This is a genomic window from Pseudomonas fontis (assembly GCF_028656955.1).
In the GTDB taxonomy this organism is placed as follows: Bacteria; Pseudomonadota; Gammaproteobacteria; order Pseudomonadales; family Pseudomonadaceae; genus Aquipseudomonas; species Aquipseudomonas fontis.
Genome location: NZ_JAMDGY010000084.1, coordinates 1 through 18102, shown reverse-complemented (window position 1 = coordinate 18102; position 18102 = coordinate 1). Strand labels below are relative to the sequence as shown.

The 18102-nt window shown below is 62.7% G+C and carries 15 protein-coding genes and 1 riboswitch; of the genes, 9 read left to right on the top strand and 6 right to left on the bottom strand.

Annotated elements, in window-relative coordinates:
* The 4 genes from M5G11_RS22390 to M5G11_RS22375 are packed head-to-tail and all read left to right on the top strand — an operon-like array spanning position 1 to position 4335.
* A complete protein-coding gene (locus M5G11_RS22390) occupies positions 1 to 1425 on the top strand; it encodes a PIG-L deacetylase family protein (protein ID WP_273913702.1) in 1425 nt (474 codons plus the stop codon).
* Positions 1422 to 2378, top strand: a complete 957-nt coding sequence (locus M5G11_RS22385) for a glycosyltransferase family protein (RefSeq protein WP_273913701.1) — start codon at positions 1422 to 1424, stop codon at positions 2376 to 2378. The genes M5G11_RS22390 and M5G11_RS22385 overlap by 4 nt, the downstream gene beginning before the upstream one ends.
* Positions 2379 to 2411: 33 nt before the next feature.
* Positions 2412 to 3179: a glycosyltransferase family 2 protein gene (locus M5G11_RS22380; RefSeq protein WP_273913700.1), complete on the top strand. Its 768-nt coding sequence runs from the start codon at positions 2412 to 2414 to the stop codon at positions 3177 to 3179.
* The gene (locus M5G11_RS22375) at positions 3169 to 4335 is read left to right on the top strand and encodes an O-antigen ligase domain-containing protein (RefSeq protein WP_273913699.1); all 1167 of its coding nucleotides are present in this window, start codon (positions 3169 to 3171) and stop codon (positions 4333 to 4335) included. The genes M5G11_RS22380 and M5G11_RS22375 overlap by 11 nt, the downstream gene beginning before the upstream one ends.
* 48 nt (positions 4336 to 4383) lie before the next feature.
* Here M5G11_RS22375 and M5G11_RS22370 read toward each other — a convergent pair whose 3' ends face one another.
* Positions 4384 to 5016, bottom strand: a complete 633-nt coding sequence (locus tag M5G11_RS22370) for a phosphotransferase (RefSeq protein ID WP_273913698.1) — start codon at positions 5014 to 5016, stop codon at positions 4384 to 4386.
* Positions 5017 to 5131: 115 nt separating this feature from the next.
* On the opposite strand from M5G11_RS22370, the gene msbA reads away from it, so the two are divergent.
* Positions 5132 to 6934: a lipid A export permease/ATP-binding protein MsbA gene (gene msbA / locus M5G11_RS22365; protein ID WP_273913697.1), complete on the top strand. Its 1803-nt coding sequence runs from the start codon at positions 5132 to 5134 to the stop codon at positions 6932 to 6934.
* A 121-nt stretch (positions 6935 to 7055) separates the two neighbouring features.
* Complete coding sequence (gene hldE / locus M5G11_RS22360) at positions 7056 to 8477, top strand: bifunctional D-glycero-beta-D-manno-heptose-7-phosphate kinase/D-glycero-beta-D-manno-heptose 1-phosphate adenylyltransferase HldE (RefSeq protein ID WP_273913696.1); 1422 nt, start codon at positions 7056 to 7058, stop codon at positions 8475 to 8477.
* 101 nt (positions 8478 to 8578) lie between these two features.
* Here hldE and M5G11_RS22355 read toward each other — a convergent pair whose 3' ends face one another.
* The 4 genes from M5G11_RS22355 to M5G11_RS22340 form a co-directional block, all read right to left on the bottom strand.
* Complete coding sequence (locus tag M5G11_RS22355) at positions 8579 to 9538, bottom strand: metal ABC transporter ATPase (protein WP_273913695.1); 960 nt, start codon at positions 9536 to 9538, stop codon at positions 8579 to 8581.
* Positions 9539 to 9578: 40 nt separating this feature from the next.
* Positions 9579 to 10391 carry an aldo/keto reductase gene (locus M5G11_RS22350; RefSeq protein ID WP_273913694.1) on the bottom strand — a complete coding sequence of 271 codons (813 nt, stop codon included), beginning with the start codon at positions 10389 to 10391 and terminating at the stop codon, positions 9579 to 9581.
* On the bottom strand, positions 10388 to 11563 hold the full coding sequence (locus M5G11_RS22345; RefSeq protein WP_273913693.1) for an NAD(P)/FAD-dependent oxidoreductase: 1176 nt from the start codon (positions 11561 to 11563) through the stop codon (positions 10388 to 10390). The genes M5G11_RS22350 and M5G11_RS22345 overlap by 4 nt, the downstream gene beginning before the upstream one ends.
* A 68-nt stretch (positions 11564 to 11631) precedes the next feature.
* Complete coding sequence (locus M5G11_RS22340; protein ID WP_273913692.1) at positions 11632 to 11964, bottom strand: DMT family transporter; 333 nt, start codon at positions 11962 to 11964, stop codon at positions 11632 to 11634.
* Between the two features lie 90 nt (positions 11965 to 12054).
* Here M5G11_RS22340 and M5G11_RS22335 point away from each other — a divergent pair, with 90 nt between their 5' ends.
* Positions 12055 to 12945, top strand: coding sequence for a LysR family transcriptional regulator (locus M5G11_RS22335; RefSeq protein ID WP_273913691.1), 891 nt, complete (start codon positions 12055 to 12057; stop codon positions 12943 to 12945).
* Between the two features lie 14 nt (positions 12946 to 12959).
* On the top strand, positions 12960 to 14228 hold the full coding sequence (gene waaA / locus M5G11_RS22330) for a lipid IV(A) 3-deoxy-D-manno-octulosonic acid transferase (RefSeq protein WP_273913690.1): 1269 nt from the start codon (positions 12960 to 12962) through the stop codon (positions 14226 to 14228).
* 106 nt (positions 14229 to 14334) lie between these two features.
* On the opposite strand, the gene M5G11_RS22325 is transcribed toward waaA, so the two are convergent.
* A complete protein-coding gene (locus tag M5G11_RS22325) occupies positions 14335 to 15774 on the bottom strand; it encodes a TolC family outer membrane protein (RefSeq protein ID WP_273913689.1) in 1440 nt (479 codons plus the stop codon).
* A gap of 141 nt (positions 15775 to 15915) precedes the next feature.
* Positions 15916 to 16020, top strand: a riboswitch (TPP riboswitch).
* 147 nt (positions 16021 to 16167) lie between these two features.
* Between M5G11_RS22325 and thiC the strand changes: the two genes are divergently transcribed.
* Complete coding sequence (gene thiC, locus M5G11_RS22320) at positions 16168 to 18048, top strand: phosphomethylpyrimidine synthase ThiC (protein WP_273913688.1); 1881 nt, start codon at positions 16168 to 16170, stop codon at positions 18046 to 18048.
* Positions 18049 to 18102: the final 54 nt, after the last annotated feature.

Genomic DNA, 18102 nt, shown 5'->3' with positions numbered 1-18102 from the left:
ATGAATGCACGCAAGCAGCTGCTGCTCAAACAGCACCGTAAACGCAAGCGCCTGGTTCTGCTGGTAGCGCTGTTCGTCCTGTTGGCCAGTGCCTGGCTGGCCTGGTGGCTGCCGCTGTTGCTGGGTGTGCTGCTGTGGGTGGGGCATGAAGCGTGGTTCTCTGACCATCTGTTCTACGCCCCGGCCAGCGACTACGACTACCAGATCGATGCAGACCAGCGTCATGCCTTGAGCCTGGATGCGGGTGCCTTGCGCCTGCCTGAAGGCTGCCTGTTGCAGGCTGGCGACACGCTGTTGCTCAAGGTTCGCCTGAACGCCAGCTGGCTGGGGCGCTTTCTCGATCCGGCCGTGCATATCCAGGGTGATGTCAGCGATCAGCAGGCGTTCGAACGCGGTGTTGCAGGTGTTCGTTACCTGAACCTCACTGGACAGCAGGCGGCATTGAACGAAGGTCGCCTGACCTTGAGCGGCAAGTACTGCCGTCTGGACCGCGATGTCGAACTGCTGGTGTGTCGCCACCCGGACTATCTGGACGGCCCGCTGATGGTCATTGCGCCGCATGCCGACGATGCCGAACTGGCAGCCTTCGGTGCCTACGCCCAGGCGCAGGAAAGCTGGATCGTGACCCTGACCGCCGGCGAGATCGAAACCGCACACTATCAACAGATGGGCCTGGATCCTGTCGAGGCTGCGCGCCTCAAGGGCCAGCTGCGTGCGTGGGACAGCATCAGCGTTCCGCTCTGGGCCGGTGTGCCGCAGGCGCGCTGCGTGCAACTTGGTTATTTCTGCCTGCAATTGCCCGCCATGCAGGCCGAGCCCGAGAAAGCCATTGGCTCGCGCGAAGCCGACCTGCTGGATACCCGCCTGTTTCGCCGTTTCAACAGCCTGGCCGTGAGCAGCGATGCCAACGGGACGCCGTCGTGGCGCAACCTGGTGCAGGACTTGTGCGAACTGATCGAGCAGGTCCGCCCGGCGACCATCGTGCTGCCCGAGCCGGTACTCGACCCGCATCCCGATCACATCTGTGCCCGTGATGCCGTGGTTGAAGCCCTCACTCATACGCACTGGCAGCCTGGCGCCGTACTGCACTACGCCAACCACCTGCATGACAACGATCGCTGGCCCATGGGCAATGCGGGCAGCGGCGTGGCGTTGCCACCGCATTTCGATGTTCAGCGCAGTATGCGCCCTTGGGTGCTTGAGGTTTCCTCGCAAACTCAGTGGCACAAGGCCATGTCTTTGGGCATGATGCACGACCTTCAGCCCCGCCCACCGTTGAAGCGGCGTTTGCGGCGGCTATTGCAGCACTATCTGGCGGCCAGGCACTGGCCGGCATTTGGTGAAAACGAATTCTTCCGCAAGGCCGTGCGCCGGCACGAGCTGTTCTGGGTTGGCGCGAAGGCTGACAAGAGAGAGCAAGAGTGAAAGTCCTTTTCCTGGTTCAGAAAGAGCAACGTGCAATTCTGGACCGTCTGTACGATGGCATCGCCGCCGAGTGCGAGTGCGATATTCGTTGGCTCAGCGACGCTGAGCAGGACAACCTGCGCGGTTACTTCCGCCAGCATGTGAAGGTTGAGGAATACGACCGGATTCTGTTCTTCCTGCGCTTCAAGAAAGAAATTCGTCAGGTCAGTTTTATCAGCACCCTGCCGAACCTGGTCATCCTCGAACACGATGCCTACCAGAACTACATTCCGTGCAAGTACACCGGCAAGTTCAGCGCGTACTACCGCAAGCTGCCATGGGCCCGGGTGATTACCTCGGGCGCGGTGGTGACCCGGCGGCTGCGCGATGAAGGGTTCGATGCGGTGTTCGTGCCCAAGGGCTATGACCAGGCGCTGCTCAAGCACGAGCAGCGCGAGCGTGATATCGAGTTGGCCTTTGTCGGCAGCCTGGGCAGCGTTGCCTATTCCGGGCGCAAGGCGATGCTCGAGTCGCTGGCGGCAGTGGAAGACCTGCTTATCACTCGCACCAAGTCGGGCGAAGAGTACAGCCAGACCCTGAGCCGCATTCGTTACTTCGTCAGTGCCGATGTGGGCATGGGCGAATACATGATCAAGAATTTCGAGGCCATGGCCTGCGGCTGCGTGTTGTTCGCCTTCGACCAGGGCGAAGAGGAAAACCGCGCGCTGGGCTTTGTAGACCTGGATAACATCGTGCTTTACCGCGACCTGGACGAATTGCGCACCAAGCTGCAGCAACTGCGTGCAGACCCCGCGTTGTGCGACCTGATTTCGCGTAACGGCCAACAGTTGGCCGAGCAGCATTTCACCTTCCACGCGCTGGGCAAGGCCATCGTCGAGGCCATGCGCGCGCCGCTGCGCCCGCGTGCCGAGCTGAGTGGGTGGGAAAAACTGCGTAGCACCGTCGGCTTTTAACGCCACGTCATCTATCAATATTGAGGAACAAGTATGGTCTTCAGCGACAGCAGTGAAATCACGCTGATGGTGACCAGCTGCGGCCGGTTCGACCTGTTGAAGCGTACGCTGGAAAGCTTCGACCGGTTCAACACTGCGCCGATTCGCGAAGTGTTCATCACCGAGGATTCCGGTGACGAGGCTGTGCGTGACTGTGTTCCGGCGCATTGGCGCGAGCACACCACCTGCATCGTCAACAACCCGAAGCTGGGCCAGATGCGCTCGATCGATGTGGCCTATGCGCAGATCAAGACCACCTGGGTATTCCATTGTGAAGACGACTGGGACTTCTACCGTCCCGGCTTCATCGAGGACTCGCAGGCCCTGCTTGAGGCTGATCCACAAGCCTTGCAGGTGTGGCTGCGCAGCTTCAACCACGATCTGCAGGTGCACAGCCCGTACGTGTTCCTCAATGAGCGACAGGTTGTACAGGGCATCCCGTTCTACCAGTTGGGGTCGCACAAGGCTGACTGGCAGGGGTTCTCGTTCAACCCCGGGCTGCGTCGCCTGGCGGATTACCAGCAGCATGCCCCCTATGCTGCCCACCCAGGGGAAAAGAGCCTTTCACGCTTGTATGCCGCAGAGAACCGTTACGCGTTGATCCTGGAAAACGACGCGGTGCTGCACACAGGGTTTGGTGGGCATGTCGAGTTGCCTGAAGAGCGACTCAACAAGCTTCGCCGTAAACGCAGGGATCGCCTCAAGCTCATTGGGGTGTTTGTTATTGGACTGACGATAGGTTGGCTTTTGAATGCTGTTTAGTGGAGTGAACGTGGAAAACAGGGCCAGTCGGCGCTATTTCGGCGCAGTGACAATTGTATTTCTGCTCAGCTACATCCTGCTGAATTCGTCGAAATGGACGAACAATATTTTCTACGCGTTTGTCGCGCTGCCAGGGCTGCTGTTCCTGATCAAGGAACGTGGTGCCGGCTTGTTGCAGCACCCGCTGAGCTGGGCCTGGCTGGCATTTCTGATTTGGTTCCTGGTGCCCGCTGCGCTTGCTGGGGATGGCCAGTTCTACAAGCACATTCTTTATGTCAGCCTGTTCGTCTTTGTCGTTGCCGGCCTTCTCGACCCTGACTTGTTCCGCAAACCAGAGCTTGTGCGTGGGTTGTTCTGGATTGTGTGTGTGTACATCCTCGCCAGTTCAACGTATGGCTACCTGACGGGCAGGTTCATCTTCGGCGAGCGGGTTGGCCTGTTGCCTGGGCGGATGGATAACGTTATCTACGCGAGCATCTGGCTGTTTTGCGCACTGGCGTTGGCCATGCCAATCTGGGTGAAGGAGCGTCGCTGGGTTGAGGCATTGGTTGGCGTTGCACTGTCACTGATTGCCGTGGCATTCGTGCTGCAAACACGCACTGCGCTGGTAGGGGCTGCGTTCCTGTTTGCAGCCTGGGCCGCATACGGCATCTGGCGATTCCCTCGTCGAGGCCTGCAAGGTTTGCTGCTGCTCGTGGTGACGCTGGCCGTAGTGTTGTGGCTGGTGCATGACGAGAGCTGGTTCCTTTCCCTGTTCAGCCGAGGGGATGCCTACCGCATCGAACTGTTCCAGATCCTGACCGGCGAATGGCGCAACTGCGGTTGGATGCTGGGTTGCGGTGTCGACTTCAAGACCACGCAGACCTTGACCGGTGGTATGCCGATCCAGCACCCGCACAACATCTTCGTTGCCCTGGGCCTGTACACTGGCGCGGTATCGCTGGCACTGTTCGTCGTGGTCATGGCCATGACCCTGTGGCACGCCTGGCGCTTGCGTGACGCGTGGGGTATCTACCTGGCCTGTGCGCTGGTGATGCTCAACTTCGACGGCAGCAAGCTGATCGGCAACCCTGACGAACTCTGGCCGCTGGTGCTGCTACCCGCAGCCATGGTGTTGGGGCGAGTGCTTCAGCAGTCTCGACGAACCACCTTCTGATGCAACTATCGACCACCCTTCGGGGTGGTCGATTCGTTTCAGGCCAGGTCAGCTCAGGGCAGCGCTCAGCTCGCTGGAGCTGCACACCTGCTGGGCCGCCAGGTAAGCCGAGGCGAAGGCGTCGCTGGCGAGCAACCAGGCACGGTCTTCCTGGTAGCGCAGCATGTGCTTGAAGTTGCGCAGGCGTTGCGCCTTGCGCAGCGGGCGGCGGAAGGTGCGCATGTCGGCGATGTCGATCAGCCCCAGCTGGCCTTCAGGGGTAAGGACGACATTGCCCAGGTGGGCCGAGCGGAAGTAGACGCCCTTGTCGTGCAGTTGGGCAATGAAGGCACCCAGCTGGCGGCGCAGGTCGTCGTTGCTGTCTGCATCGTCCAGCAACTGGCGCAGGGTCTTGCCTGGCAGCGGTTCGTAGTGCACGGCATCGCGTGCAATCTCGGCGATGCGGTACACCTGGAGCACGCGCGGGCAAGGAATGGCGCGTTCGGCCAGGGTCGTGCAGTTGTCGGCAAAGCGCCGGGCGTAGGGATACCAGGCGGCCGAGGTGATCAGGCGCTTGCGCCGGAACAGCTTCAACATCGAACCGTCACGCAGGCGTAATACCTTGTCACCTGTGCCGTCGGCTTCCAGAACGTGCGCACCTTCGCGCAGGGCAAGGTAGCGGGCATGGTCGAGCGCTTGCATCGAAACTCCGGTGTAGAGGCCCTGAGGCTTGAACGGCCGGCTATCTTACCGCAGCACAGGGTGGCAAAAACCGCTTGTGATACAATCGCGCCTCTTTTTCATACGCCGGATTCTCATGACAGCTCCCGAATCGTCCGCGCCTTCGAGCCTGAAGATCTACCTCCGTCTACTGACTTACGTGAAGCCCTATGTGGGGATTTTCCTGCTCAGTATCGTCGGCTTCATCATCTTCGCTTCGACCCAGCCGATGCTGGCCGGCATTCTCAAGTATTTCGTCGATGGCCTGAGCAACCCCGAAGCGGTGTTGTTCCCAACGGTGCCATACCTCAAGGACCTGCAACTGTTGCAGGCCGTGCCGCTGCTGATCGTGTTGATCGCGGCCTGGCAGGGCCTGGGCTCGTTCCTGGGCAACTACTTCCTGGCCAAGGTTTCCCTGGGGCTGGTGCACGACCTGCGGGTCGAGCTGTTCAACAAGCTGCTGGTGCTGCCCAACCGCTACTTCGACAACCACAACTCCGGCCACCTGATCTCGCGCATCACCTTCAACGTGACCATGGTCACCGGTGCTGCCACCGACGCGATCAAGGTAGTGATTCGTGAAGGCCTGACCGTGGTGTTCCTGTTCATCTACCTGCTGTGGATGAACTGGCAACTGACCTTGGTCATGCTGGCGATCCTGCCGCTGATTGCCGTGATGGTCGGTAGCGCGAGCAAGAAATTCCGCAAGCAGAGCAAGAAGATCCAGGTGGCGATGGGTGATGTGACCCACGTCGCGTCGGAAACCATCCAGGGCTATCGTGTGGTGCGCAGCTTCGGCGGCGAGCAGTACGAGCAGGAGCGCTTTGCCAAGGCCAGCCAGAGCAACACCGACAAGCAACTGCGCATGACCAAGACCGGCGCGGTGTATACGCCGATGTTGCAACTGGTGATCTACACCGCCATGGCGGTGCTGATGTTCCTGGTGCTGTTCCTGCGTGGCGATGCCACGGCGGGCGACCTGGTGGCCTATATCACCGCCGCCGGCCTGCTGCCCAAGCCGATTCGCCAGCTCTCGGAAGTCAGTTCGACCATCCAGAAGGGTGTGGCCGGTGCTGAAAGCATCTTCGAACAACTGGACGTTGCCCCTGAGGTCGATACCGGCACCGTCGAGCGCGAGCGCATCGAAGGTCGCCTGGAAGTGCGCAACCTGAGCTTCACCTACCCAGGCACCGAGCGCCCGGTGCTCAACGAGATCAACTTCACCGCAGAGCCGGGGCAGATGATCGCCCTGGTGGGGCGTTCGGGCAGCGGCAAGTCGACGCTGGCCGGGCTGATCCCGCGCTTCTACCAGCACGAGCAGGGCGAGATCCTGCTCGACGGTGTCGAGGTCGAGGAGTACCGCCTGAAGAACCTGCGCAAGCACATTGCCCAGGTGACCCAGCATGTCACCCTGTTCAACGACACCGTGGCCAACAACATTGCCTACGGCGACCTGGCTGGCGCACCGCGCGAGCAGATCGAAGCCGCCGCGGCCGATGCCTATGCCAAGGAGTTCATCGAGCAGTTGCCGCAAGGCCTGGACACCGACGTTGGCGAGAACGGCGTGCTGTTGTCCGGTGGCCAGCGCCAGCGCCTGGCGATTGCCCGGGCACTGCTGAAGAACGCACCGCTGCTGATTCTCGACGAAGCCACCTCGGCACTCGATACCGAGTCCGAGCGGCACATTCAGGCCGCGCTGGACCAGGTCATGAAAGGCCGTACGACCCTGGTGATCGCGCACCGCCTGTCGACCATCGAGAAAGCCGACCTGATCCTGGTCATGGACCAGGGCCGGATCGTCGAGCGCGGTACGCACAAGCAACTGCTCGCTGAAAACGGCTACTACGCCCGACTGCATGCACTGGGTCTGGATGAGCCGAGCAAGGCTGACATCACCTGAAGACCCTGCCAGGGCGCGTCCTGCGCCCTGGCCGTCACAGCACGTTACCGGCTGTAATCTGGCTGGCGCGTAGCCTGTGCTAATATCCCGCCCCTGTTCATTTTGTCTATATGGGTTGCCCATGAAGTTATCCATGCCGCGTTTCGATCAAGCCCCGGTACTGGTGGTCGGCGATGTCATGCTCGACCGCTACTGGCATGGCGGTACTTCACGCATCTCGCCTGAAGCGCCGGTGCCAGTGGTGAAGGTCGAGCAGATCGAGGATCGCCCGGGTGGTGCGGCCAACGTTGCCTTGAACATCGCCGCGCTGGGTGCGCCGGCAGCACTGGTCGGCGTCACCGGCCAGGATGAGGCTGCCGACAGCTTGGCCAACAGCCTGCAAGCGGCCGGTGTGCGCTCGATCTTCCAGCGCATTGCCCACCAGCCGACCATCGTCAAGCTGCGGGTCATGAGCCGTCACCAGCAACTGCTGCGTATCGATTTTGAAGAACCCTTCGCCACCGATCCGCTGTCGCTCAGTGCCGAAGTCGACACCTTGCTCGATGGCGTCAAGGTGCTGGTCCTGTCCGACTACGGCAAGGGCGCACTGAAGAACCACCAGAGCCTGATCCAGGCGGCGCGGGCCAAAGGCATTCCGGTGCTGGCCGACCCCAAGGGCAAGGATTTCTCGATCTACCGGGGTGCGAGCCTGATCACCCCGAACCTCAGCGAGTTCGAAACCATTGTTGGCCGTTGCGCCGACGAGGCCGAACTGGTCGCCAAGGGCGCCAAGCTGATGCACGAGCTGGAGCTGGGGGCCTTGCTGGTAACCCGTGGCGAGCATGGCATGACCCTGCTGCGCCCGGACCATCCGGCGCTGCACCTGCCGGCCCGTGCCCGTGAAGTGTTCGACGTCACCGGTGCCGGTGACACGGTGATCTCCACCTTGGCCGCGTCGATTGCGGCCGGCGAGGAGCTGCCGCATGCGGTGGGCCTGGCGAACCTGGCTGCCGGTATCGTGGTGGGCAAGTTGGGTACGGCGGCGATCAGTGCGCCGGAACTGCGTCGGGCGATTCAGCGCGAAGAGGGTTCCGAGCGTGGCGTGCTGAGCCTCGACCAGCTGTTGCTGGCCATCGATGATGCGCGGGCGCACAAGGAGAAGATCGTCTTCACCAACGGCTGCTTCGACATCCTGCATGCCGGCCATGTGACTTATCTGGAGCAGGCGCGGGCCCAGGGCGATCGGTTGATCGTTGCGGTCAACGATGATGCTTCGGTCAGCCGCCTGAAGGGCCCGGGCCGTCCGATCAACAGTGTTGATCGACGCATGGCCGTGTTGGCGGGCCTGGGCGCGGTGGACTGGGTTATCAGCTTCCCTGAAGGCACGCCGGAGAACCTGCTGAGCCAGGTCAAGCCGGATGTACTGGTCAAGGGTGGTGACTACGGCATCGAGCAGGTAGTGGGTGCCGATATCGTCAATGCCTATGGCGGCACCGTGAAGGTGCTGGGGCTGGTCGAGAACAGCTCGACCACGGCGATTGTGGAGAAGATCCGCAAGAACTGAGCTGCCTGGCAAAACATCGCCGGCAAGGCCGGCTCCCACAGAGATAGCAGGTGCACTGCAATTCCCTGTGGGAGCCGGCCTTGCCGGCGATGCTGTTTACGCTATTTGTGCAAGCTTCCCCGGGCCATCTGCAACAGTTCTCGCGCCTTGCCCGTCAGCCGTTTCAGCCCGGACTCCTTGGCCGTGACCAGGCCCTGCTGCCTCAGCCAGTCCTTCCAGCGAATCCGCTCATCGCGCACCAACCAGCCTTCCTGCCGGGCAAAACTCTCTGCCAGGTATACCCCACGCGTACTCGCCGGAATCAAGCGGTCCTTCTTCAAGGTGTACAGCTCGGCCTGCGGCTGCCCGTCTTCCAGTGGCATCAGGTACAAGTCCGGCCGGCTGCGATTGAGCCGCGCCACCAGTTGATCGCCTTCCAGGCGCTCATCGACATGGAACAGGCTCAGCGACTTGGCTTCCCGTGGCACCTGCAAGCGCAGGTCATAGATCAACTGCAACGAGGCGGTCGGCAGGTGCACATAGGCCCTGGGCCGTTCGATCAACTGCAGGTTGGCACAGCGCACCGGCCGCGCCGCCCCGGACTCCGGGGTGAGCACGAACGGCAAGGCTTCGCGGTAGTGCAGGGCATCGGCATAAGGGGCTGGCAACCAGGTGTCATTGAAGCGCCCGCCGAGCCACCCTTCCGGCGTTTCCAGCAGGCACTCCTCGGCCACTTCCTGCACCGCCGTGTGCAGCGGCAGATTCAGCTCCTGCGCCGGCACATACCCGGAGATCAGCTTGAGCACCACGTCACCGCGATCCTGCCGGCGTTGGCGGACCAGCACCCAGTAGTCACGGTTCTGCCAGGTCAGGGTCAGTCGCACCGACACGCCCAGGTTGGCCAGCTCCACGGCAAACCGTTCGCTGTCGGCGATCTGGATCGCCTTGCGCCGCTGCAAGGTCTGGGCAAAGTTCAGCGGCCGGCCGATGCTCTGGTAGCTCAGCCCGTCCGGGCCGGCCTCCACGTGCAGCGGCAGGGTCTTGAAGTTGCTCGGGTTCTTGCGGATCAGCGTTCGCGCCATGTCGGCTCCTTCTTGCGTTGGGGTCGGCCGCGGCGGCGGCTCAGCGCTGTTTGAGTACCTGCGCGACAGTGGCCACGTTGTGGGCCAGGTGCACTGGATTGATGGTACCGACAATAGCACTGCTCACGCCGGGATGGGCAAACAGCAGCTCGAAGCTGGCCCGCACCGGGTCGACGCCCGGGCTCAGGCACACATGCCCGCTGGCCAGGGCTTTCTTCACCAGGATCGCCTTGCCGTGGTCGGCGGCGTAGTCAAGCACCGGGCGTTCGCCCTGTTCATTGAGATTGTAGGTGACCATGGCGCAGTCGCCTTGCTCCAGCGCCTTCACGCCGCCGGCGGCGGTCTTGCCGGAGAAGCCGAAGCCGCGAATCTTGCCTTCCTGCTTCAGGCGCTCGAGGGTCGCGTAGACGTCCTCGTGTTCCAGGATATGCAGGTCGTTGCCGTCGGAGTGCACCAGCACCAACTCGATGCAGTCGGTTTCCAGGCGCTTGAGGCTGCGTTCCACCGAAAGGCGGGTATGCGCAGCGCTGAAATCGAAACGCGATTGGCCGTTGTCGAACTCTTCACCCACCTTGCTGACGATCACCCACTCGTGGCGCTGGCCACGCAACAGCGGGCCGAGGCGCTCTTCGCTGCGGCCATAGGCAGGCGCAGTATCGATCAGGTTGATGCCCAGCTCGCGGGCCTGGGCCAGCAGTTGCAAGGCCTGCTGGTCGTCGGGAATGGTGAAGCCGTTAGGGTATTTAACCCCTTGGTCGCGGCCCAGTTTCACCGTGCCCAGGCCTAGCGGCGAAACCGTCAGGCCGGTGCTGCCCAGGGGGCGATGCAGATCGTGCAGGGTTGGCAGGCTCATGGCAGCAGTTGCTCCCACACCGGTTGGGCCAGTGGCGGGCGGGGCAGTGTGGGCAGGGCCGGCACGTTGCCTGGCTGGATGCCGTCACGTTCCAGGGCTTTCAATACGCGATCACTGAAGTCCGGCGCCAGGGCCAGTTTGGTCGGCCAACCGACCAGCAGGCGATGATCTTCGGCGAGGAAGGCGTTGTCCGGGCGCACCAGGCCCGATTGCGCCGGCTCGGCGCGATCGATGCGCACCGTGGCCCAGTTGACCTGGCTGAGGTCGACCCATGGCAGCAGGTTCGAGACTTCCTTTTTCGCCGCGGCGATTTGCGCCTCGGGCTCGCGGGCTACGCCTTCGGCTTCGGCCAGGTCGCCACCGAGGTACCAGACCCATTGGCCATTGGCGGCCGGGTGGCTGGTGACGGTGATGCGCGGCTTCGGCCCGCCGCCCAGGCAATGGGCGTACAGCGGTTTCAGGCTTGGCCCCTTGGCCATGACCATGTGCAGCGGGCGCCGCTGCATGGCCGGCTGGCTCAAGCCAAGGGTGTGCAGCAACTCGGCATTGCCGGCGCCGGCACTGAGAATGACGCGCTGGGCGCGAATCTCGCGGCCATCGACGCGCAGGCCGACCAGCGCTTCACCGTCACGCAGGGGTTCGACCTGCTCGCCGGCCAGCAGGCTGTCACCGGCGAGTTCCGCCAGGCGCGCCAACAGGCTCGGCACATCGATGACCAGTTCGGCCAGGCGGTAGACCTTGCCCTTGAAGGCGCGGTCCTGCAAAGCCGGTGGCAACTGGTCGCCCTTGACCTGGTCGACGCGCCCGCGCACGGCCTTGCTGGCGAAGAAACTGGTGAGGTTGCCGGCCAGGGTGCCGGGTGACCACAGGTAGTGCGCCTCGGACAGCAGGCGGACGCCGGTCAGATCCAGCTCGCCATTGCCATCGAGGGCTTCGCGCCAGCGTCGCGGCATGTCGGCAATCGCTTCGGAGGCGCCGGTCAGTGCGCCATGCAAGGCGTACTTGGCGCCGCCGTGGATGATGCCCTGGGACTTGAGGGTTTGCTCGCCACCGAGGCTGGCGCGTTCCACCAGCACTGTCGAGTAGCCCAGGCGGCGCAGGCGGGCATTGAGCCAGAGGCCTGCGACCCCTGCGCCGACGATCAGGACGTCGGTGGAAATAACGGATGGCATGCACTCACCTCACAAACTGGGACAGGAGCGCAGTATACAGCCTGTAACGGGTTGCACCGTGCCGGGCATCAATGTCCGGTGGTTTTCGAGAACACCTGGATCACCACCACGCCGCCGACGATCATCGTCATGCCGAGGATTGCCGGCAGGTCGAGCTTCTGCCCGTAGACGATCAGCGCGGCAATGCTGATCAGCACGATGCCCAGGCCCGACCAGATGGCGTAGGCGATACCCACCGGGATGGTCCGCACCACCAGCGTCAGCATCCAGAATGCAATCGCGTAGCCGCAGACCATCAGCAGCAGCGGCAGCGGCGTGCTGAAGCCTTTGACGGCTTTCATCGAGGCGGTGGCGATAACCTCGGCGCAAATGGCGATGGCGAGGAGGGCGTAGGCATTCATGGTGGGTATCTCCGATTGATCTGGTCGGGCATTTTAGAGATTGTCTGAATGCGGTAAAGTCATTTCCTATCTGAATTGGAGATAGGTTGCATGGCCGAGCAGTGGAACCTCGAACACCTGCGATTGTTTGTACTAGTGGCCGAGCAGCGCTCGTTCTCGGCGGTGGCGCGCGCCCAGCGCAAGGCTCAATCGGCGGTCAGCAGCAGTATTGCGATGCTGGAGGCGGATCTGGGCCTGACCCTGTTCGAGCGTAGCAGCGGGCGCCAGCCGCAGTTGACCGAAGCGGGCAAGGCACTCTTGGAAGATGCTCGCGAACTGTTGCGCCAGTGTGAGCGCCTGGATGGCCGCGCGCTGGCATTGATGCGCGGGCAGGAGGCGCAGTTGCGGGTAGCGCAGGATGAGGCGATGCCCTATCAGCCGGTGCTCGACAGCCTTGAAGAGTTGTCGCGCCAGTTTCCCTTGCTTGAAGTGCAGATGGCCAGCGGCGCCCAGGGTGATGTAGCGCGCAAGCTGGTTGAGCGCAAGGCCGACCTGGGCCTGCTGTTCCACCATGAGCGCATGCCGGCAGCGCTGGAGCGACGGGCCCTGGGCAGCGTGGAAATGGTCACGGTGTGCGCGGCGCATCACCCTCTGGCCGGGTTGAAGAAGGTCAGCCGTCAGCAACTGGCGCAGCATCGCCAGCTGTTGATCACGCCACGCGACACCGACTATCCCGGCGGTGAACCGATCAGCCCGCAGATCTGGCGCGCCGACAGCTTCTACTCGATTGCCGAGTTGCTGATGCGCGGCCTCGGCTGGGCCTGGCTGCCACGCCATGTGGTGCAGTACCCGACCTACCAGGCGCAGATGATCGAGCTGGCCAGTGAGTGGGCGCCACCGGCGCTGGTGGTGGAGCTGGCCTGGCGCCGCGATGAGCCGCTGGGACCGGCGGCGCAGTGTTTGGCCGAGCGCTTCTCAGTGCACTTGCGAGCGATTGGCTAGTACACTTCGGCGCCATGAACAGAACCCTTTATACCCTGCTGTTTCACCTGGGCCTGCCGCTGGTTGCGCTGCGCCTGTTCCTGCGTTCGCGCAAGGCGCCGGCTTATGGCCAGCGCATTGGCGAGCGCTTTGCGTTTGGCCTGGCGCCCCTGAAACCGGGCGGGATCTGGGTGCATGCGGTGTCGGTGGGCGAAAGCATTGCCGCCGCGCCGATGATTCGCGCCCTGCTGGCACGTTATCCACAGCTGCCGATCACCATCACCTGCATGACCCCGACCGGCTCGGAGCGGATCAAGGCACTGTTTGCCGACGAGCCGCGCATCCAGCATTGCTACCTGCCCTATGACCTGCCGTGGGCGGCGGGGCGTTTCCTCGACAATGCGCGGCCTACGCTCGCGGTGATCATGGAAACCGAGCTGTGGCCGAACCATATTCACCAGTGCGCCAAGCGCGGCATTCCGGTGGCGTTGGCCAATGCGCGGTTGTCTGAGCGCTCGGCGCGTGGCTACGCGAAGTTCGCCAAGCTGACCCGGCCAATGCTGGCTGAAATGAGCCTGATCGCGGCGCAGACCGAGACCGAGGCCGAACGCTTCCGCCAGTTGGGCGCGCGGCCTGAATGCGTGCAGGTGACCGGCTCGATCAAGTTTGACCTGACCATCGATGCGCAGTTGCCGATTCACGCTGAGGCATTGCGTGGGCAGTGGCAGGCGCAGCAGCGCCCGGTGTGGATCGCAGCCAGTACCCATGAGGGTGAGGACGAGGTGATCCTGGCGGCGCATCGGCAGTTGCTCGAGCATCACGCGGATGCCTTGCTGATGCTGGTGCCGCGCCATCCGGAGCGTTTCAATGCGGTCCATGAGCTGTGCCGCCAGCAGTTTTCCACGGTGCGTCGTTCCACCGCCGATGCGGTGACTGCCCAGACCCAGGTGCTGTTGGGCGATACCATGGGGGAGCTGCTGTTTCTCTATGCGTTGGCGGATATCGCTTTTGTCGGCGGCAGCCTGGTGGCCAATGGTGGGCACAACCTGCTGGAGCCGGCAGCGCTGGCCAAGCCGGTGCTGAGTGGGCCGCACCTGTTCAACTTCCTGGAGATCGCGGCGATGTTGCGCGAGGCGGGGGCGTTGCAGGAGGTGGAGGATGCGCAGGGCCTGGCCGCTGCCGTACGGCGCTTGATCGAACTGCCCAAGGATGCCGAGCGCATGGGCGCGGCGGGCGTGGCGGTGATGAAGGCCAATCAGGGGGCGTTGCAGCGCTTGCTCGACGGGTTGGGCAGGTTGCTTTGACCTTTCTGGCCTCATCGCCGGCAAGGCCGGCTTCCACAAGGTAGGCAGCAAAGCATCCACTGTGGGAGCCGGCCTTGCCGGCGATGAGGCCCTTCCAGGCTACCGACTACTGCTCCCGAGGCCGCTCGAAGTTGGCCGCTGCCGCCTTGGCCAGGTCCGGTGGCAGGAAGTCCTTGTCCGGGTTGTAGTCCGGCTTGAGGTAGCGGCTCAGGTCGTTGAGGTCTTGCGGGCTCAAGGTGCCGGCCGCCTGCTTCAGGCGCAGGTTGTCGAGGATGTAGTCATAGCGGGTGTTGTTGTAGTCGCGCACCGAGGTGTACAGCTGACGCTGAGCATCCAGTACGTCGACAATGTTGCGCGTACCCACCTGATAACCGATTTCCGTCGCTTCCAACGCACTCTGGTTGGAAATGATCGACTGCTTGCGCGCCTGCACCTGCTCCACGTCGGTGTTCACCGCGCGGTGCAGGTTGCGGGTGTTCTCCACCACCTGGCGACGCAGGCTTTCGCGCTGCTGCTCGCTCTGGTTCAAGCGCTGATATGCCTCGCGCACTTGCGAGCTGGTCAGCCCGCCGCTGTAGATCGGGATGTTCAACTGCAGGCCGATGCTGGTCTGCTCGACATCACCGTGGTAGTTCTGCCCAGGCAGGTTCGAGTTGGTGAAGCCCAGGTTGTCGTTGTCGCCCTTCTGGTACTTGGCCACGGCGTCGAGTGTCGGCGCGTGCCCGGCTTTGCGCTGGCGCAGGGTCTCTTCTGCCGCACTGACCGCGTAGTTGGTCGCTTGCAGGTTGAGGTTCTGCTTGGCAGCGGTATCGACCCAGGCCTTGGCATCGTTGGGAATCGGCAGCTGGATCGGCAGGCTGTGCACCACACCCTGCAAGGCGTTGTAGGTGCGGTTGGTCAGGGTCACCAGTGCTTCGAAGGCATCTTCGACCTGACGCTGGGCGACGATACGGTTGGCCCGCGCGGTGTCATAACTGGCTTGCGATTGGAGGACGTCGGTCTTGTCCGACAGGCCCACGTCGAAACGCTCGTTGGACTGGTCGAGCTGGCGCTTGAACGCGGCTTCCTCGGCCTTGGTCGAGGCCAGGTTGTCCTGGGCACGCAGCACTGCGAAATAGTTCTCGGCACTTTGCAGGATCAGGTTCTGCTCGGTCGCCGACAGCTCCAGGGCCGCTTGTTCGTTGACCGCTTCGGCTGCCTGCAACTGGAACCAGCGATCGGCACGGAAGATCGGCTGCGCCAGGGTCGCGGTCCAGGAGTTGCCGCTGCGGTTGGAGGTGATCGACGGGTCGTCGAGCTTGGTCCGGGTGTTCTGCATTTCAGCGCCGGCCGAAAGGTTTGGCAGCAGGCCGGCACGGGCCTGTGGCACCACTTCGCGACGTGCGCCGTAGTCGGCCTGGGCGGCAGCAAGGTCGGCGTTGTTGGTCACGGCTTCCTGGTAGACGCTGACCAGGTCGGTTTTTGCTGACAAGGGCTGTTCAGCCGCCCAGGCCATTCCGTTGGTAGCACAAGACACGGCAAGGGCCAGTGAAAGTTTGCGCAGCATAGGGCGATCCTTGAACAATGGGAGATTCCGCGTACGGCAGTGTAGTAGCGCCAGCATTTTGCAACAATCTGCTATTTGCGCCATTTATCGTGCTTGTGTTTGCACGGTTGCTGTTTGGGGGCACAGCAGTCTAGACTGGTCGCGTTCTTGTCGGGGTGCCTTGAGTCGAGGCTGAGATCGGAAATTCCGGATCCCGTTGAACCTGATCAGGTTAGCGCCTGCGTAGGGAACAAGATTGCTCGTCATTGCGCGAGCCCTCTTGTGCCGGTTTCGGAATGTCGATCCAGCCAGTAGGGCTGCCCGTCATACCGTTTTCCAGCACAGCACCAGCCCCGGTGCGTCCGTGCCTTTATCAGGTTCACTCCGACACCCAAACCGTCTGGAGAGCCTGTGATGAGCAAACAACAAAAATACCCCGCACACCTGAGTGAATCGGCCAAGGTCGATGAACAGTCCGTTCAGCCGTTTACCCGTTCGCGCAAAATCTATGTCGAGGGCTCGCGCCCGGACATCCGCGTGCCAATGCGCGAAATCAGCCTGGACGACACCCCGACCGACTTCGGCGGCGAAGTGAACGCCCCGGTGCTGGTCTATGACACCTCCGGCCCCTACACCGACCCGACCGTGCAGATCGACGTGCGCACAGGCCTGGGCGATGTGCGTTCGGCGTGGATCGATGCGCGTGGCGACACCGAGCGCCTGCCGGGCCTGACCTCCAACTTCGGCCAGCAGCGCATGAACGATGTCGAGCTGACCAAGCTGCGCTTTGCCCATGTGCGCAACCCGCGCCGGGCCACGGCCGGGGCCAACGTCAGCCAGATGCACTATGCCCGCCAGGGGATCATCACCGCCGAGATGGAATACGTTGCCATCCGCGAGAACATGAAGCTGCAGGAAGCCCGCGCCGCCGGCCTGCTTGACCAGCAGCACGCCGGCCACAGCTTTGGCGCGAGCATTCCCAAAGAGATCACCGCCGAGTTCGTGCGCGAAGAAATCGCCCGTGGTCGCGCGATCATCCCGGCCAACATCAACCACGTGGAGCTGGAGCCGATGATCATCGGCCGCAACTTCCTGGTGAAGATCAACGGCAACATCGGCAACAGCGCGCTGGGCTCTTCCATCGAAGAAGAAGTGGCCAAGCTGACCTGGGGTATCCGCTGGGGTTCGGACACGGTCATGGACCTGTCCACCGGCAAGCACATTCACGAAACCCGCGAGTGGATCATCCGCAACTCGCCGGTGCCGATTGGCACCGTGCCGATCTACCAGGCGCTGGAGAAAGTCCATGGTGTGGCGGAAGACCTGACCTGGGAGCTGTTCCGCGACACGCTGATCGAGCAGGCCGAGCAGGGCGTCGACTACTTCACCATCCACGCCGGCGTGTTGCTGCGCTATGTGCCACTGACCGCCAAGCGGGTCACCGGCATCGTCAGCCGCGGTGGTTCGATCATGGCCAAGTGGTGCCTGGCGCATCACCAGGAGAACTTCCTCTACACCCACTTCGATGAAATCTGCGAAATCATGAAGGCCTACGATGTCAGCTTCTCGCTGGGCGACGGCCTGCGTCCTGGCTCGATTGCCGACGCCAACGATGCTGCGCAGTTTGGTGAGCTGGAGACCCTTGGCGAGCTGACCAAGATCGCCTGGAAGCATGATGTGCAGTGCATGATCGAAGGCCCGGGCCACGTGCCGATGCAGTTGATCAAGGAGAACATGGACAAGCAGCTGGAGTGCTGCGACGAGGCGCCGTTCTACACCCTCGGCCCGCTGACCACCGACATTGCGCCGGGCTATGACCACATCACTTCGGGGATTGGTGCGGCGATGATCGGCTGGTTCGGTTGCGCCATGCTTTGCTACGTGACGCCCAAGGAGCACCTGGGTTTGCCGAACAAGGATGACGTGAAGACCGGGATCATCACCTACAAGATCGCCGCCCATGCCGCCGACCTTGCCAAGGGGCATCCGGGTGCGCAGATTCGTGACAATGCATTGAGCAAGGCGCGCTTCGAATTCCGCTGGGAAGACCAGTTCAACCTGGGCCTGGACCCGGACACGGCGCGGGCCTTCCATGACGAGACCTTGCCGAAGGATTCGGCCAAGGTCGCGCATTTCTGCTCGATGTGCGGGCCGAAGTTCTGTTCGATGAAGATTACCCAGGAAGTGCGTGAGTACGCTGCCAACCAGCCGGTCGATGCATCGGTGGAAGAGGGCATGCGTGAACAAGCCGAGCGGTTCCGCCAGGAAGGCAGCCAGCTGTATCAGAAGGTCTAGAAGCATCGCCGGCAAGGCCGGCTCCCACAGTCTGATCCTGAAGTTTGTGAAGCT

Coding starts and splice junctions, on each gene's coding strand:
- M5G11_RS22340 (WP_273913692.1), bottom strand. CDS start 11,964: ATGAATGCCTACGCCCTCCTCGCCATCGCCATTTGCGCCGAGGTTATC.
- M5G11_RS22380 (WP_273913700.1), top strand. CDS start 2,412: ATGGTCTTCAGCGACAGCAGTGAAATCACGCTGATGGTGACCAGCTGC.
- M5G11_RS22325 (WP_273913689.1), bottom strand. CDS start 15,774: ATGCTGCGCAAACTTTCACTGGCCCTTGCCGTGTCTTGTGCTACCAAC.
- msbA (WP_273913697.1), top strand. CDS start 5,132: ATGACAGCTCCCGAATCGTCCGCGCCTTCGAGCCTGAAGATCTACCTC.
- M5G11_RS22355 (WP_273913695.1), bottom strand. CDS start 9,538: ATGGCGCGAACGCTGATCCGCAAGAACCCGAGCAACTTCAAGACCCTG.
- M5G11_RS22375 (WP_273913699.1), top strand. CDS start 3,169: ATGCTGTTTAGTGGAGTGAACGTGGAAAACAGGGCCAGTCGGCGCTAT.
- M5G11_RS22345 (WP_273913693.1), bottom strand. CDS start 11,563: ATGCCATCCGTTATTTCCACCGACGTCCTGATCGTCGGCGCAGGGGTC.
- M5G11_RS22370 (WP_273913698.1), bottom strand. CDS start 5,016: ATGCAAGCGCTCGACCATGCCCGCTACCTTGCCCTGCGCGAAGGTGCG.
- M5G11_RS22335 (WP_273913691.1), top strand. CDS start 12,055: ATGGCCGAGCAGTGGAACCTCGAACACCTGCGATTGTTTGTACTAGTG.
- waaA (WP_273913690.1), top strand. CDS start 12,960: ATGAACAGAACCCTTTATACCCTGCTGTTTCACCTGGGCCTGCCGCTG.
- M5G11_RS22390 (WP_273913702.1), top strand. CDS start 1: ATGAATGCACGCAAGCAGCTGCTGCTCAAACAGCACCGTAAACGCAAG.
- hldE (WP_273913696.1), top strand. CDS start 7,056: ATGAAGTTATCCATGCCGCGTTTCGATCAAGCCCCGGTACTGGTGGTC.
- M5G11_RS22350 (WP_273913694.1), bottom strand. CDS start 10,391: ATGAGCCTGCCAACCCTGCACGATCTGCATCGCCCCCTGGGCAGCACC.
- thiC (WP_273913688.1), top strand. CDS start 16,168: ATGAGCAAACAACAAAAATACCCCGCACACCTGAGTGAATCGGCCAAG.